Source organism: Stappia sp., from assembly GCF_048261845.1.
Classification (GTDB): Bacteria; Pseudomonadota; Alphaproteobacteria; order Rhizobiales; family Stappiaceae; genus Stappia.
The window spans coordinates 260,147-274,736 of record NZ_JBLXFR010000001.1; the positions used below are offsets into that span (position 1 = coordinate 260,147).

General features: G+C 67.1%; 13 protein-coding genes. 7 read left to right on the top strand and 6 right to left on the bottom strand.

All coding sequences use genetic code 11. From position 1 onward, the window contains the following. Positions 1-118: 118 nt before the first annotated feature. The 6 genes from ACN0T5_RS01280 (at position 119) to ACN0T5_RS01305 (ending at position 8,054) form a co-directional block, all read left to right on the top strand. Positions 119-577, top strand: a complete 459-nt coding sequence (locus ACN0T5_RS01280; RefSeq protein ID WP_417766801.1) for a MerR family transcriptional regulator — start codon at positions 119-121, stop codon at positions 575-577. Positions 578-956: 379 nt separating this feature from the next. Next, positions 957-2,771, top strand: a complete 1,815-nt coding sequence (locus ACN0T5_RS01285) for an acyl-CoA dehydrogenase C-terminal domain-containing protein (RefSeq protein WP_417766802.1) — start codon at positions 957-959, stop codon at positions 2,769-2,771. 137 nt (positions 2,772-2,908) lie between these two features. Next, positions 2,909-4,033: an acyl-CoA dehydrogenase family protein gene (locus ACN0T5_RS01290; protein WP_417766820.1), complete on the top strand. Its 1,125-nt coding sequence runs from the start codon at positions 2,909-2,911 to the stop codon at positions 4,031-4,033. Positions 4,034-4,130: 97 nt separating this feature from the next. Further along, positions 4,131-5,339: an acetyl-CoA C-acetyltransferase gene (locus tag ACN0T5_RS01295; RefSeq protein ID WP_417766803.1), complete on the top strand. Its 1,209-nt coding sequence runs from the start codon at positions 4,131-4,133 to the stop codon at positions 5,337-5,339. Positions 5,340-5,369: 30 nt separating this feature from the next. Beyond that, complete coding sequence (locus ACN0T5_RS01300; RefSeq protein ID WP_417766804.1) at positions 5,370-5,828, top strand: cupin domain-containing protein; 459 nt, start codon at positions 5,370-5,372, stop codon at positions 5,826-5,828. 15 nt (positions 5,829-5,843) lie between these two features. Continuing rightward, complete coding sequence (locus tag ACN0T5_RS01305; protein ID WP_417766805.1) at positions 5,844-8,054, top strand: FAD-dependent oxidoreductase; 2,211 nt, start codon at positions 5,844-5,846, stop codon at positions 8,052-8,054. A gap of 94 nt (positions 8,055-8,148) precedes the next feature. Here ACN0T5_RS01305 and ACN0T5_RS01310 read toward each other — a convergent pair whose 3' ends face one another. Continuing rightward, positions 8,149-8,598, bottom strand: a complete 450-nt coding sequence (locus ACN0T5_RS01310; RefSeq protein WP_417766806.1) for an META domain-containing protein — start codon at positions 8,596-8,598, stop codon at positions 8,149-8,151. A 379-nt stretch (positions 8,599-8,977) separates the two neighbouring features. On the opposite strand from ACN0T5_RS01310, the gene ACN0T5_RS01315 reads away from it, so the two are divergent. Next, positions 8,978-9,253, top strand: a complete 276-nt coding sequence (locus ACN0T5_RS01315; RefSeq protein ID WP_417766807.1) for a DUF6460 domain-containing protein — start codon at positions 8,978-8,980, stop codon at positions 9,251-9,253. Between the two features lie 10 nt (positions 9,254-9,263). Here the strand turns inward: ACN0T5_RS01315 and ACN0T5_RS01320 are convergent, their stop codons facing one another. The 5 genes from ACN0T5_RS01320 to ACN0T5_RS01340 form a co-directional block, all read right to left on the bottom strand. Further along, the gene (locus ACN0T5_RS01320; RefSeq protein WP_417766808.1) at positions 9,264-10,166 is read right to left on the bottom strand and encodes a histone deacetylase; all 903 of its coding nucleotides are present in this window, start codon (positions 10,164-10,166) and stop codon (positions 9,264-9,266) included. A gap of 134 nt (positions 10,167-10,300) precedes the next feature. Further along, positions 10,301-10,747: a MarR family winged helix-turn-helix transcriptional regulator gene (locus ACN0T5_RS01325; protein WP_417766809.1), complete on the bottom strand. Its 447-nt coding sequence runs from the start codon at positions 10,745-10,747 to the stop codon at positions 10,301-10,303. A 1,032-nt stretch (positions 10,748-11,779) separates the two neighbouring features. Beyond that, complete coding sequence (locus tag ACN0T5_RS01330) at positions 11,780-12,442, bottom strand: hypothetical protein (RefSeq protein WP_417766810.1); 663 nt, start codon at positions 12,440-12,442, stop codon at positions 11,780-11,782. Continuing rightward, on the bottom strand, positions 12,439-13,665 hold the full coding sequence (locus tag ACN0T5_RS01335; protein ID WP_417766811.1) for an NAD(P)/FAD-dependent oxidoreductase: 1,227 nt from the start codon (positions 13,663-13,665) through the stop codon (positions 12,439-12,441). The genes ACN0T5_RS01330 and ACN0T5_RS01335 overlap by 4 nt, the downstream gene beginning before the upstream one ends. A gap of 27 nt (positions 13,666-13,692) precedes the next feature. After that, positions 13,693-14,590: ATP-binding protein (locus ACN0T5_RS01340; protein ID WP_417766812.1), on the bottom strand; the 898-nt coding region annotated here is incomplete at its 5' end.

Genomic DNA, 14,590 nt, shown 5'->3' on the forward strand with positions numbered 1-14,590 from the left:
ACGTTGTGTCAGGTACCGGGTGCGGATGCAGGTCCGCGCGTTCGCGATACCGGTCGAGATTGGTCCCGATCCGAACCGCGCCCGCCGCCGACACGTCAATAAAGACAAGGAACACCCCATGAGCGAAGCGCTCTCGGTCAACAACGACATCGTCGAGGCGGTCGCCGCCAAGGATGAATCCACCAAGAAGACGCTTTTCACCATCGGTGATCTGGCCAAGGAATTCGGCGTAACCTTGAGAACTCTTCGGTTCTATGAGGATAAAGGCCTGATCAACCCGCGCCGCGACGGCATTAACCGCGTCTACACACGCCGTGACCGTGCCCGCCTGAAGCTGGTGCTGATGGGCAAGAGGGTCGGCTTCTCGCTGGCGGAGATCCTCGACATGCTCGATCTCTACGACCTGCGCGATGGCCAGGTGACACAGTTGCGGGTCGCACTGTCGCGCTTCCAGAGCCAGATCGACGTGCTCGTCGAGCAGCGCCGAGACATCGACCAGGCGGTCGAGGAGCTCGGCCGCACCGTCGAGATCGTCTCCGGCATGCTGAAGGAAAAGGAGACCGAGGCGGCGGAGTAATCCCCGCCTCGCGAAAAACCGGCGGGTGAGTCGCGCGCGGCCTCCCGGACCGCGCCTGTCCCCGCACCTGCCCTCGTTCCGGCCTCGCGCCGACCTCCCGGGCGGGCTCGTGCGGATGTGAAAATCCGGCGCGCATTTTGTGCAATCTCGACAATTTCGGACAAGAAATTTCGAAATTTTGTCCAAAAATCAATCGAAACTGACTCAAAGCACGACAAACCGAGCGCCTTTCCGCAAGGATACGTCTTGCGAGAGCCGGCACGCCGCCATATAACGTGCTCAAGGTGACGTTTACGGAAACGTCAGGTTCACCCGGCAGTGTGATCCTGCCGAACGAGCCTTGAAACAAGGCCGGCCCAGATCCGGGGAGGACAATTTCATGCCGAGCTACAAAGCGCCTGTGCAGGACGTGATGTTCCTGCTGAACGACGTCCTTGGCTATCAGAACCACGGCACCCTGCCGGGATTCGCGGAGGCGACGCCCGACCTGGTCGAGGCGATCCTGAGCGAGGGGGCGAAGTTCTGCGAGGAGGTTCTGGCGCCGCTCAACCCGGTCGGCGACCGCGAGGGCTGCACGCGCGACGGCGAAGGCAACGTCACCACGCCGAAAGGCTTCAAGGAGGCCTACGAGACCTATCGAGAGAATGGCTGGATCGCGCTTTCCATGCCGGAGGAATTCGGCGGCCAGGGCCTGCCGACGACGCTCAACTCGATCATCCAGGAATTCATGTCGGCGGCAAACCTTGCCTGGGGCATGTATCCGGGCCTGTCGCAGGGCGCGGCCGCCGCGCTCGCCGTGCACGGCTCGAAAGAGCAGAAGTCGCTCTACCTGAGCAAGCTCGCCTCCGGCGCCTGGTCGGGCACGATGAACCTGACGGAACCGCATTGCGGCACCGATCTCGGCCTGATCAAGTCGAAGGCCGTGCCGCAGGGCGACGGCAGCTACAAGATCTCGGGCCAGAAGATCTTCATTTCCGCCGGCGAGCACGACCTGACGGAAAACATCGTGCATCTGGTGCTGGCCCGCATCGAGGGCGCGCCGGAAGGCACCAAGGGCATCTCGCTCTTCATCGTGCCGAAATTCCTGCCCGACGGCGACGGCAATCCGGGTGCGCGCAACCCGGTCTCCTGCGGCTCGCTGGAGGAGAAGATGGGCATTCACGGCAATGCCACCTGTGTCATGAACTATGACGGGGCGACCGGCTGGCTGATCGGCGAGGAGAACCGCGGCCTCAACGCCATGTTCGTGATGATGAACGAGGCGCGGCTCGCCGTCGGCATCCAGGGCCTCGGCCAGTCGGAGGTCGCCTACCAGAACGCGCTGGCCTATGCGCGCGACCGGTTGCAGGGACGCTCCCTCACCGGCCCGAAGAACCCGGACGGCAAGGCCGACCCGATCATCGTCCATCCGGACGTGCGCCGCACCCTGCTGTCGATCCGCGCCTTCAACGAGGCGGCCCGCGCGCTGGTGTTGTGGACCGCGCTTCAGTCCGACATCTCGCACCGTTCCGACGACAAGGAGGCGGCGCAGGCGGCGGACGACCACATGGGCCTGATGACGCCGGTCATCAAGGGCGTGCTCACCGACAAGGGGTTCGACAACGCGGTGGCGGCCCAGCAGATGCTCGGCGGTCACGGCTATATCGAGGAATGGGGCATGTCGCAGTTCGTGCGCGATGCCCGCATCACCATGATCTACGAAGGCGCCAACGGCATCCAGGCGCTGGACCTTGTCGGCCGCAAGCTGCCGCGCGACGGCGGCCGGGCGGTGATGGCCTTCTTCAACGAGGTCGGCTCATTCATCAAGGACAACACCGGCCTCAAGGACAACGCCGGCGAGGAGGCGATCGCGTCCCTGCTCGGGCCGCTGAAAGCAGGTCTCGACGACCTGCAGAAGGCGACCATGTGGTTCATGAACAACGCCATGGCCAAACCGGACAACGCCGGCGCGGGCTCGACCGACTACATGCATCTCTTCGGCACGGTGGCGCTCGGCTACATGTGGGCGCGGATGGCCAAGGCCTCGGCCGCCGCCCTTGCCTCCGGCTCAAGCGGCGACGACCGCTTCCACGAAACCAAGCTGACGCTGGCCCGCTACTTCATGGAGCGGCACATGCCGGAGACGGGCCTGCGCCTTTCCCGCATCTCGGCCGGCGCCGACACGATGATGGGCCTCGACGCGGACGCGTTCTGACCCCACGATCGCCGGCGGGCGGCGACCTGCCGCCGCCGGACATGACTACGCACAGACCAAGGCCGCCGCCCGGCGGCCTCCGGCGCCAAGGGAGGGACACCGGATTGACTGCAAGCATCGCCGCCACACCGTCATGGATGACCGAGGAGCTCGGGCTTCTCGACGACGCCTTCGCGCGTTTCCTGGAGCGCGAGGTCGCCCCGAACTACGAGAACTGGGTGGAGGCCGGCTGCGTTACCCGCGAGGCCTGGGCCAAAACCGGGGCCGGCGGTTTCCTGTGCGCCGGCATGCCTGAGGAATACGGCGCGGCAGGCGGCAATTTTGCCCATGAGGCGGTGATCATCCGCAGGCTCGGCCTCGCCGGCTTCGACCATTTCGGCATTGCCCTGCACTCGGCGATCGCCGTGCCCTACATCCTGCATTACGGCTCGGACGAGCAGCGGCAGCGCTGGTTGCCGGGGTTGGCGTCGGGAGACCTGATCGCTGCCATCGCGATGACGGAACCGGGCACCGGCTCCGACCTGCAGGCGATCCGCACGACGGCGGTGCGCGACGGCAATCACTACCGGATCTCCGGTGCCAAGACGTTCATCACCAATGGCCAGCTCGCCAACCTGATCATCGTCGTCGCCAAGACCGACCCCTCGGCCGGGTCGAAGGGCACTTCGCTCTTCGCCGTGGAGACGGACAAGGTCGAGGGTTTCCGGCGCGGCCGCAATCTCGACAAGCTGGGTTTCAAGGGCAACGACACGTCGGAGCTGTTCTTCGACGATGTCAGGGTTCCCGCCGACGCGCTGATCGGCGCCGAGGAGGGGCGCGGTTTCTACCAGTTGATGGAGCAGCTGCCGCAGGAGCGCCTGGTCGTCGCCGTGCAGGCGATGGCCGCGATCGAACGCGGCCTTGCCCTGACGCTCGACTACGTCAAGGAGCGTCAGGCCTTCGGCAAGCGCATCCTCGATTTCCAGAACACCCAGTTCAAGCTGGCGGAGCTGAAGACCGAGGCGACCATCGGCCAGGTCTTCGTCAACGAGTGCATTGCCCGCCACGTCGCCGGCGAGCTCGACAGCACCACCGCCTCGATGGCGAAATACTGGACCACCGACCTGCAGTCCAAGGTGATGGACCAATGCCTGCAGTTCTTCGGCGGTTATGGCTACATGAACGAGTACCCGATTTCCCGTCTTTACGCGGATGCCCGCGTCCAGCGGATCTATGCCGGAACCAACGAGATCATGAAGGTCCTGATCGCCCGCAGCCTGTGAGGCGCGCCATGCAGCGCGTCTGGCAGCGCGTCTGCCAGCGTGTCTGGCGGCCTGCCGCCGGCGAACGGCAACGAGACGACAAGCCAAGGAGGCTCCAATGGCCGACGCATTGATTTTCGACCATGTGCGCACCCCGCGCGGACGCGGCAAGAAGGACGGCGCGCTCTACGAGGTGCCGGCGGTGCGACTGGCGGCCGAACCGCTGAAGGCGCTGCAGCAGCGCAACGACCTGGACACCAGCCAGGTCGACGACGTGGTGCTCGGCTGCGTCGATCCGGTCGGCGAAGCGGGCGGCGATATCGCCCGGGCAGCGGTGTTTGCCGCGGGCTACGACAATTCGGTGCCCGGCGTGCAGCTCAACCGGTTCTGTGCCTCGGGCCTCGACGCGGTGAATTTCGCCGCCGCCCAGGTGATGAGCGGTCAGCACTCCCTGGTGGTCGCGGGCGGCGCGGAATCGATGAGCCGCATCGGCATCGGCGCCTCGGGCGGCGCCTGGCCGGTCGATCCGCAGGTCGCCCTGCCCTCCTATTTCATGCCGCAGGGCGTCTCCGCCGACCTGATCGCCAGCAAGTACGGCTTCAGCCGCGACGATGTCGATGCCTATGCGGTGGAGAGCCAGAAGCGCGCCGACACCGCCTGGAAGAAGGGCTATTTCGGCAAGTCGGTGGTCCCGGTGCGCGACGTCAACGGGCTGACCATTCTCGACCGCGACGAGCACATGCGGCCCGAGACGGACATGCAGTCGCTCGCCGCGCTCAACGCCTCGTTCGAGATGATGGGGCAGATGGGCGGCTTCGACGCGGTGGCGATCCAGGCGCATCCGGAACTGGAGACGATCCGGCACGTGCATCACGCCGGCAATTCGTCCGGCATCGTCGACGGCGCGGCGGCCGTGCTGATCGGCAGCCGAAAGGCCGGGCGCAGCGCCGGGCTGACGCCGCGGGCGAAGATCCGGGCCTTCGCCAATATCGGGTCCGAGCCGGCCCTGATGCTGACCGGGCCCGTCGACGTCACCGAGAAACTGCTGGCGAACGCGAAAATGTCGCTGAAGGACATCGACCTGTTCGAAATCAACGAGGCGTTCGCGTCCGTCGTCCTGCGCTACCGGCAGGCATTCGACCTCGACCCGGACGTGGTCAACGTCAATGGCGGCGCCATCGCCATGGGCCATCCGCTCGGCGCGACCGGCGCGATGATCCTCGGCACGGTGCTCGACGAACTGGAGCGGCGCGACCTCAACATCGCCCTGGTGACGCTGTGCATCGGTGCCGGCATGGGCACCGCGACCATCATCGAGCGCGTCTAGGACCGGAACCTGGAACCGGAAGGATAACGCATGCCGAAGATCGACATTGCCGCCATCGCGCCGCGCACGAGCAGCATCTACCCGGCCGCCTTTGCAACCCTGATGCAAGGCCGCTCCAAACAGGCACTCGGCAATGCCGCCGGGCTCACCCAGTTCGGCGTCAACCTGACACGGCTGGCGCCGGGCGCGGTTTCGGCGCTGAAGCACTGGCACGAGAACGAGGACGAGTTCGTCTTCATCCTCGAGGGCGAAGCAACGCTCATCGAGGACGAGACGGAGACGCGGCTTGCCGCAGGCGAGGCCGCCGGGTTCAAGGCGGGCGAGCGCATTGCCCACCAGATCGCCAACCGCTCGGATGCGGACGTCGTCTATCTGGAGGTCGGAACGCGGGCGCCGCGCGAACAGGCGCATTATCCGGACGACGATCTCAGCTATCGGCGGGACGAGACCGGCCACCATTTCCACCGCAAGGACGGCACGCCCTACTGACCTCAGGAGGCCGACATGGCTTACAGCAATTTCTCCCTGACCATCGATGCCGGTATTGCCCACATCGTCTGGGACATGCCGGGCAAAAGCATGAACGTCATCGACATTTCGGTGATGGACGAGTTGGACGCGATCATCGACACGGTTGCCGGCGACGCAACGCTGAAGGGCGCGGTGATCACCTCCGGCAAGGCGGCCTTTTCCGGCGGCGCGGACCTCACCATGCTGGAGGGCCTGCTGCGCGACTTCCACGCCAAGCGGGCGAAGGACCCGGAGGGCGCGGCAAAGCTCCTGTTCGACGGATCGCGGCGGCTGTCGCAGATCTTCCGCAAGCTGGAAACCTGCGGCAAGCCTTTCGTCGCCGCGCTGAACGGCACCTGCATGGGCGGCGCGACCGAACTGGCGCTGGCCTGCCATGCACGGATCGCCGCCGAGGAAGACGTCTTCAAGATGGCGCTTCCCGAGGTCAAGGTGGGTCTCTTCCCGGGCGCCGGCGGCACCCAGCGGGTGATGCGCATGGCCGACGGACAGCAGGGCATGCAGTTCCTGCTGCAGGGCAAGACGCTGAACGCCAAGCAGGCGCTGGCGATGAAGCTCGTCGACGAGATCGCGCCGGGAAAGAAGCTGGTGGCGGCGGCCGTCAAGCTGCTCAAGGCCGGTGTCGATCCGGTCAAGCCCTGGGACAAGAAGGGCTTCAAGCTGCCGAACGGGCCGGTCTACTCGCCGGCCGGCTTCCAGTTCTGGCCGGCGGCCAACGCCATCTACCGGCGCGAGACGCATGACAATTATCCGGGCGCGCGCGGCATCATGCAGTCGGTCTATGAGGGCCTCTTGATGCCGATGGACCAGGCGCTGACGGTGGAAAGCCGGCATTTTGCCCATGTGCTGCAGACGCCGGAGGCGGCGAGCATGATCCGCTCGCTTTTCGTCTCCATGCAGGAGCTCAACAAGGGCGCGCGGCGGCCGGCGGACGTCAAGGCGAACCGCATCCGCAAGGTCGGCATTATCGGCGCGGGTTTCATGGGCGCAGGCATTGCCTATGTCACCGCCAAGGCCGGCATCGACGTGGTGCTGATCGACCGCGACCAGGAGGCGGCCGACAAGGGCAAGGCGCATTCCGACGCGCTGGTCTCCAAGGCGATGAAGCGCGGACGGGCCACCGAAGCCGACCGGGAGGCGCTGCTTTCCCACATCACGGCGACCCCCGACTACGAGGCGCTCGCCGATTGCGACCTCGTCATCGAGGCCGTGTTCGAGGACCGCGAGATCAAGCGTGTCGTCACGGAGAAGGCCGAGGCCGTCCTGAAGTCGCGGGCGATCTACGCCTCCAACACCTCGACGCTGCCGATCACCTCGCTGGCGGAAGCCTCGAAGCGGCCGAAGAACTTCATCGGCATCCACTTCTTCTCGCCCGTCGACAAGATGATGCTGGTCGAGGTGATCGTCGGCAAGAAGACCGGCGACAAGGCGCTGGCGATGGCGCTCGACTACATCAAGGCGATCAGGAAGACGCCGATCGTGGTCAACGATTCACGCGGCTTCTACACCTCGCGCGTCGTCATGACCTATATCCGCGAGGGGCTGATGATGCTTGCCGACGGGGTGCCGGCGGCGATGATCGAGAATTGCGGGCGGATGGCCGGCATGCCGGTCGGCCCGCTGTCGCTGGGCGACGAGGTGGCGCTCGACCTTGCCTGGAAGATCGTCTCGGCGACACGCAAGGACCTCGGCGTGAAATATGTCGAGGGGCCGCTCGACAACATCCTGGAAGAGATGGTGGTGAAGCGCGAGCGGTTCGGGCGCAAGAACGGCAAGGGCTTCTACGACTACGAGGGCCGGGAGAAGAAGCTGTGGCCGGGCATTCCGGACGTCGTCGGCAAGCCGAAGCCGGCCGAGGCCTTCAATGTCGAGGAACTGAAGCAGCGCTTCCTGGTCATGCAGGCGCTGGAGACGGCGCGGATCTTCGAGGAGAAATGCCTGACGGATGTGCGCGAGGCCGATGTCGGCTCGATCCTCGGCTTCGGCTTCGCGCCGTTCACCGGCGGCACGATCTCCTATATCGACGGAATGGGCACGGCGGCCTTCGCGGACCTGTGCCGCAAGTTCACCCGCAAGTGGGGCCCGCGTTTCAAGGCCAACCGGCTGCTGAAGGAGATGGCCAAGACCGACGAACGCTTCTACGAGCGTTTTGCCCCGGACAAGGGCGAGGAGCGGGAGGCGGCCTGAGGCGGAACGAGGCCCGGACCTGCGCGGATGAAAAGGGCGGCCGGTGGCCGCCCTTTTTCGTGGGAACCGGGCCGCAAGCGGCGTCCGGCCCGCCCTATTTGCCGACGAGCAGGACCACGGCGGCGCCGGACTGATCGCGCAAAAGCACCCGGTCGGGCATGCCGTCGACCCTGACGGCGGCGGGGAAGAAATGCATGAAGCGGCGTTCCAGGTCGCCGGCGGGGCCCTGGCAGGCCATCTTGGTGGCCATCACCTTGTGGGAGACGGCAAGCGCCTGTCCGTCCTGCTCCAGCGTGCCGCGCAGGCGGTTGCAGCCGGCCGAGGCGAGCCACAATCCGTGCCGGTCGACGGTGACCTCGGTGCGGCCGGCAAGCGCGCCGTCGAGATCGACCAGCGCGCCGCCCGGTGCCGCAAGCGCCGCGATGCGCCAGGTTCCCGTGATAGAGGGACCCTGCTGCGCGCCGGCGCTGCCGGTCGAGGCGGAAAACGCAAGGGCGATGGCGGCGGCCAGGCATGCAAGGGGGTTGCGGGCAATCGTGATCATGGCTGAACTGTCCTTGGTTTGGCCCGCCGCCCCGTCTGTCGCGGTCGTTCGCGGGCCGGCTCCGTTCCCGTGGTCCTGCGCAGGGGCAATCGCCTTGCAGGCGCTGCGCGACGCGGTCCGCCGCCTCCCGGACCGGTGCCCGTTGCCGGGCAGGACACGCCCCGTGCCGTCATCCGGACGCAGGCGAGCTTTCCCGCTCCATTGTGGCATCATCTTGACGTTTTTCCCAAGGATCCGTGTCAATGCACCGAAACCGCCCCCGCACCGGCCGGTCACCGCATTTTCGGTTTGATCGCAAGGGGCCGCCCGCCTACATCTTCGGGATGACCGACCGGGCGGACAGCCGGGACCCGAAGCAGCGACACGTCAGGAACCGCCGATGACCAACCGCCCGCTCAGCCGCTTTCTGGGAGACACGCCCGGCCGCGTGATCCTCAAGCTCCTGGTGCTGTCCTTCGTCGTCGGCGTGCTGCTGTCGGCGCTCGACCTGCATCCGCTCGACGTCTTCGACGGAATGGTGCATTTCGTCCGCCGGCTGTGGAACCTTGGCTTCGAGGCGCTCGGCCAGCTCGGCGGCTATTTCGTGCTCGGCGCCGTGGTCGTGGTGCCGGTGTGGATCGTCATCCGCCTGATGAGCCTGGGGCGCAGGGACTGACGGCCCGCCGTCAGGCGAATTCCGCCGCCACCCGATGCAGGATCGCGTGGCGGCGCGCCAACCGGTTGATATCCTCCAGATAGCCGCCGCCGATCACGCCCGCGAGCGGAATGCCGGCGCGCCGCACCGTGGCAATGACGAAGCGTTCGCGCGCCTCCAGTCCTTCGTCCGACAAGGCCAGACGGCCGAGCCTGTCGTCGCCATGCGGGTCGACGCCTGCATTGTAGAAGACGATGTCGGGGCGGAACGATTGCAGCGCCTGCGGCAGCGCGCGGCGGAGTTCGTCCAGATAGGCGGCATCGCCAAGCCCGTCCTCCAGCGCGATGTCGAGGGTCGATGCCACCTTGCGCACCGGATAGTTGCGCCTTGCATGCATGGAGAGCGTGAAGACCGAGGGCGTGCCGGCGAGGATTTCGGCCGTGCCGTCGCCCTGGTGCACATCGAGGTCGACCACCATCGCCCGGCGGATCGCGCCATCGGCCATCAACACACGGATCGCAACGGCGACATCGTTGAAGACGCAAAAGCCCGCACCATGGGCGCGGCGGGCATGATGGCTGCCGCCCGCCGTGTTGCAGGCGATGCCGTTCTCCAGCGCCAGCATGGCCGTCAGCACCGTGCCGGCCGGGGCGCAGCGCGCCCTGAAGCCGACCGCCTCGCTCATCGGCAGGCCGATCTCGCGCGCGATCCCCGACGGCACGGCGGCGGCGAAAACCTGGTCGACATAGGCGCGCTCATGGGCGCGCGAGACCCATTCGGCCGGGGCGGGAGCCGGCTGGCGATAGGAGCCGGCAGCGACAATCCCCTCCTCCACCAGCACCTCGGCAAGGCGGCGGAACTTGTTCATCGGGAACCGGTGATCCGCCGGGATCTCGGCGCAATAGGCAGGATGATGGACAACGGCAAGGGGCATGGGAACCGGCAGGCAGGTTGGTGGCGGGTGTCTCGTTCCGGTTTATACGCGAGCGGGCGGCGCGAGGACCAGCAACGGCGGCGCCGGACAAGTCCCCCGCGCTTTTCAGGTAAGCGCGGGGATCGATCAGGGCCCTAGGACTGCGCCACGGCAAAGGGCCGGGCGCGGCTTGCCGGCGGACCGGCGAGACCGCGATGGAGCTCGGCCAACTGGGCCTCGCTGATCGAGGTGGCCGGCAGGCCCGCGACCACGTCACTGACGATGGCATCGGCATCCGATACCAGCACCTCGCCCGCCCCGGTCAGGCAGGCGAGACTCTGGCGGGCATCGCGCTCGCCTTTTTCGGTGGTGACGTAACCGATCTTCTCCAGCGGCTTCAGCGCGCGGGTCACGGCCGAGGGCGTCAGCCCGACCGCCTGGGCAAGCTCCACCCGCATGGCACGCCCTTGCGGAAACTCCGAAAGGCTCTTCAGCAGGCGGTACTCGCGGAAGCTGACGCCGCGCGCACCGGCAAGGGGCCGGTCGAACCGCTTCTCGATCAGTCCGGCGATATCAAGCAGCGAGAACACAAGGGTATTCATGATCGCATCCTTTCCTGATACGCGATTATTGCAGTCTATATACGTGATTGCTCACGTAATTCAAGGGCACGTCCCGGGACCCCGTGACAGGCATAGGGCGGATGCGGACGGGCGGGGCGAAAACGGCAAGTCCCGGGTGGTGGAGGAGAAGAACTCAGCGCCTGCCGCCAACGGCTGGGATCACCACAGCCGCCGGGGTTGCCAATGGCGCCCGGATCAGGTCCGGGATGACAGCGGAGGGGGAGGCAGGGGCCGGCGTGTCAGTGGCAGAACGGAGGGATGACGGCGGAGAGTGGCAAGGCCGGCAACCAGCACCATGCCGGCGGGATTGGCCGGTGCCGCCCCCTCTGTCCCCTGCCGGGGACATCTCCCCCTCAAAGGGGGAGAGGGGCGCCTGCGGAGATGTCCGCATCCCTGTCATTCCGTACAGATTGCGGCGCGACCGACACTCGATCACTATCCTGTCCTCGGAGCGCCAGTTCGCTCCTACCGACGGCGCTCGGCCGTCACCTCGTCCTCAGGCCGTCATCCCGGCCGCAGGCGAAGCCGGAGAGCCGGGATCCATTCATTTCCAGAGCGGCGGCGATGGGGTCGCGGCGCTCGCCTGCCGGTCCGGCCTGCTGCCGGCGGCAGCCGCGTTCCCGACCGATGGCGAAGGGGCCTGCGCCTGCCGCGACCGCCGAGGACTGTCGCATCCGCCGGGGTTGCCAATGGGTCCCGGCTCTGCGCTGACGCTTGGCCGGGATGACGGCGGAGGGGAAGTGACCGCCCGGATGCCTGCCGCCAAAGTGGCATCGAAAGCCTGTCGGGGGAGGCAGGGGCCGGCGTGTCAGTGGCAGAACGGAGGGGCGATGGCCGGGAGAGTGGCAAGGCCTGCAACCAGCACCATGCGGCGGGATTGGCCGGCACCGCCCCCCCCCCTCTGTCCCCTGCCGGGGACATCTCCCCCTCAAGGGGGGAGAGGGGTGTAGGTGGCGATGCCCGCGCTCCTGCAACACCTGGCGCAGTCGGGGCTGTGCCGCCACCTCGTCCTCAGGCCGTCACGACCGGACAACGAACGAGGTGCCAGTCCTTCGACAGGCGTCGCTGATCGAGGGCGCGCTTCAAACGGTCGCTGATGAAGAAATCGCTGGCAATGCACTCGTCCCACCAAAGATCTGGGCCTTCGAGCGCGGCTCTTGAGAAAACAGCCAGGGGCTTTTGGGGACGTGCCATCGATACGTGCCAGCGACCTGTACCAGGTTGTTGCCGCAGGTTCACGCTCTTCTCCAGCAGGAGGGCGTCCTTCTTGTTGCCCTGGCTGAGATAGAAGAACGCGCCCGGCAGGGGCGTCTTGCCGTCCGGATGCCACAGGCGCACCGGATAGAGCGTGCCCTTGCCCATGTCGAAGCTCCGCACCACCTCGGCGCTTTCGCCTGTCAGGAAAATGAAGCCGTTGGAAAAGATCTGCGGCACGCGTTCTTCGTGCGCCGACGGATGGCTGTTCGGGAGCGGATAATTGTCCGTGGGAAAGCTCTCCTGCGGCAGGAACCAGCCGACACCGGTCTGCCGCATCGCTTTCAGGATCGGCTCCGGCGTTCTTCCGCCATTTTCAAATGTTTCACGGGACCGCCAACCACGCATGTTCTCCAGCGCGGTAGATCCCTGCACCAGCCAGATGCAGGGTTCCGTTCCGCTTGCCTCCTGCCCGCTCATCTCCCCGTCCTTTCGGCAATGGCGGTGCCGGCAGCCCAGCCGGACGACCAGGCCCACTGGAAATTGTAGCCGCCGAGCCAGCCGGTGACATCGACGACCTCGCCGATGAAATAGAGGCCGGCCACCGATTTCGCTTCCATCGTCCTTGAATCGAGGCCAGCGGTGTCGACGCCGCCCAGTGTCACCTCGGCCGTGCGGTAACCTTCCGTGCCGATGGGGAAGAGGTCCCAACCCTGCAGGACGGCGGCAATGGCGGAAAGCCGCCGATCGCTCGCCTCGCCCATGGTTCCCGACCAGCCGTGAAGCGCGGCGAGATGGGCGGCGAGCCGCTTCGGCAGGATCTCGCCCAGCGCGTTGACGATGGTGCGGCGGCCGTTTTCCCGCTTCGAGGCCTTCAACTCGGCAAGCAGGTCGCGGCCGGGAAGGAAGGCGACGCGCACCGGCTGGCGCTCGCGCCAATAGGAGGAGATCTGCAGGATGGCCGGCCCCGACAGGCCGCGATGGGTGAAGAGCAGCGCCTCGTCGAAAGAGGTCTTGCCGCAGGAAACACGCGCGTCGGCGGCGACGCCGGCAATCTCGCGGAAGCCGGCCAGAACGTCCTCGCCGAAGGTGAGCGGCACGAGGCCGGCGCGGGTCTCGGTCACCGCGAGGCCGAACTGTTCGGCGATCCGGTAGCCGAGGCCGGTGGCGCCCATCTTGGGGATCGACTTGCCGCCGCAGGCGACGACGAACCGGCGGCAGGCGACGCTTGCCGCCCCCTCGCCGCCAAGCGTCACCGCGAAACCGTCTTCCTTGCGCGCAATGCTCTCCAGCACCGTGCCGAGGCGCAATTCGGCGCCGGCCTTGCGCATCTCGCCGACCAGCATGGCGATGATGTCCTTGGCGGAATTGTCGCAAAAGAGCTGGCCGAGGGTCTTCTCGTGCCAGGGGATCCCGTGCCGGTCGACCATGGCGATGAAGTCGCGCGGCGTGTAGCGGCCAAGCGCAGACTTGGCGAAATGCGGGTTGGCGGAGATAAAATTGCGCGCCGTCGCGCCGGTATTGGTGAAATTGCAGCGCCCGCCGCCGGAAATGCGGATCTTCTCGCCCGGCGCCTTCGCATGGTCGACGACAAGCACGCGGTCGCCGCGCGCGGCGGCATGGATCGCGCACATCATGCCGGCCGCCCCCGCGCCGAGGATCAGCGTGTCGACCGTCTCGTTGCGCAATGTCTCGCTACGCATGGCGGGGCTCCGGCATCGGGCGGTCCTTCAGAATTCCAGCAGGTCGAGCCGGTCGCCGAGCTCGCGGCGGGCGATGTCGACGACGCTCGCATGATGGGTGAAGAGGATCGGCTGGATCACCTCCGACTGGCCGGCGAGCGTGCGCAGGCCGGCGGCGGTGCGGGCATCGTCGAAGCTCTGGAAGAGATCGTCGCCGATGAAGGGCGCGGTCTCCGCCCGCGCCGAATAGTCGGCGAGGAAGGCAAGACGCAGGGCGAGATAGAGCTGGTCGCGGGTGCCTTCACTGAGGCCGTCAAGACCAACCGTCTCGCCGGTGGCGCGACGGGCAAGAAGCCGTGGCCGGTCGTCTTCGCCGAACTCGCGCAGCACCCCCCCGAAGGCGCCCTGCGTCAGCGAGCCGAAGAGCTGCCCGGCGCTCGCGAGCAACGGGTCTCCCTGACGGGCGCGGTGATGCTCCAGCGCGCCTGACAGCAGCAGCGAGGCAAGGCGGGTGACGAACCACTGGCGGCCGAGCTCGACCAGCTCGGCCTCGGCGGACAGGCGCTCGAAGGCGGCGCTCTCCGCCCCCTCCCCGGCCTCCGCCGCCCGGCGGTCGGCAAGCGCCTGCTGGGCGCGGCCATGCGCCTCCTTCAGCGCACCCGTGCGGCTCTCGCCCTCGCTGTCGAGCAGGGCAAGCTCGGCGCGGGCCGCTTCCGGATCGAAGCCCTCCAGTTCGGCGGCAACATCCGCGCGCGCCTCGCCTTCCGCCGTCTCGTCGAAGAGCGCGAGGCCCTCGGCAAGGGCGCGGCCAAGCGTATCGCGTTCCGCAAGGCGTCCGGCAAGGGCCGGCAGGTCGGCATCGCGCAAGGCTTCGGGCAGGCCGGCCACGAGCGCGGCCCGTGCAGTCTCGGTCGTCTCGCTCGCGGATTGCGCGCGCGACAGCGCC

Excerpts from the sequence above, each read along its gene's own strand:
- ACN0T5_RS01295 (WP_417766803.1), top strand. The coding sequence starts at position 4,131 with ATGGCCGACGCATTGATTTTCGACCATGTGCGCACCCCGCGCGGACGC.
- ACN0T5_RS01290 (WP_417766820.1), top strand. The coding sequence starts at position 2,909 with ATGACCGAGGAGCTCGGGCTTCTCGACGACGCCTTCGCGCGTTTCCTG.
- ACN0T5_RS01330 (WP_417766810.1), bottom strand. The coding sequence starts at position 12,442 with ATGAGCGGGCAGGAGGCAAGCGGAACGGAACCCTGCATCTGGCTGGTG.
- ACN0T5_RS01320 (WP_417766808.1), bottom strand. The coding sequence starts at position 10,166 with ATGCCCCTTGCCGTTGTCCATCATCCTGCCTATTGCGCCGAGATCCCG.
- ACN0T5_RS01335 (WP_417766811.1), bottom strand. The coding sequence starts at position 13,665 with ATGCGTAGCGAGACATTGCGCAACGAGACGGTCGACACGCTGATCCTC.
- ACN0T5_RS01285 (WP_417766802.1), top strand. The coding sequence starts at position 957 with ATGCCGAGCTACAAAGCGCCTGTGCAGGACGTGATGTTCCTGCTGAAC.
- ACN0T5_RS01315 (WP_417766807.1), top strand. The coding sequence starts at position 8,978 with ATGACCAACCGCCCGCTCAGCCGCTTTCTGGGAGACACGCCCGGCCGC.
- ACN0T5_RS01280 (WP_417766801.1), top strand. The coding sequence starts at position 119 with ATGAGCGAAGCGCTCTCGGTCAACAACGACATCGTCGAGGCGGTCGCC.
- ACN0T5_RS01305 (WP_417766805.1), top strand. The coding sequence starts at position 5,844 with ATGGCTTACAGCAATTTCTCCCTGACCATCGATGCCGGTATTGCCCAC.
- ACN0T5_RS01325 (WP_417766809.1), bottom strand. The coding sequence starts at position 10,747 with ATGAATACCCTTGTGTTCTCGCTGCTTGATATCGCCGGACTGATCGAG.
- ACN0T5_RS01300 (WP_417766804.1), top strand. The coding sequence starts at position 5,370 with ATGCCGAAGATCGACATTGCCGCCATCGCGCCGCGCACGAGCAGCATC.
- ACN0T5_RS01310 (WP_417766806.1), bottom strand. The coding sequence starts at position 8,598 with ATGATCACGATTGCCCGCAACCCCCTTGCATGCCTGGCCGCCGCCATC.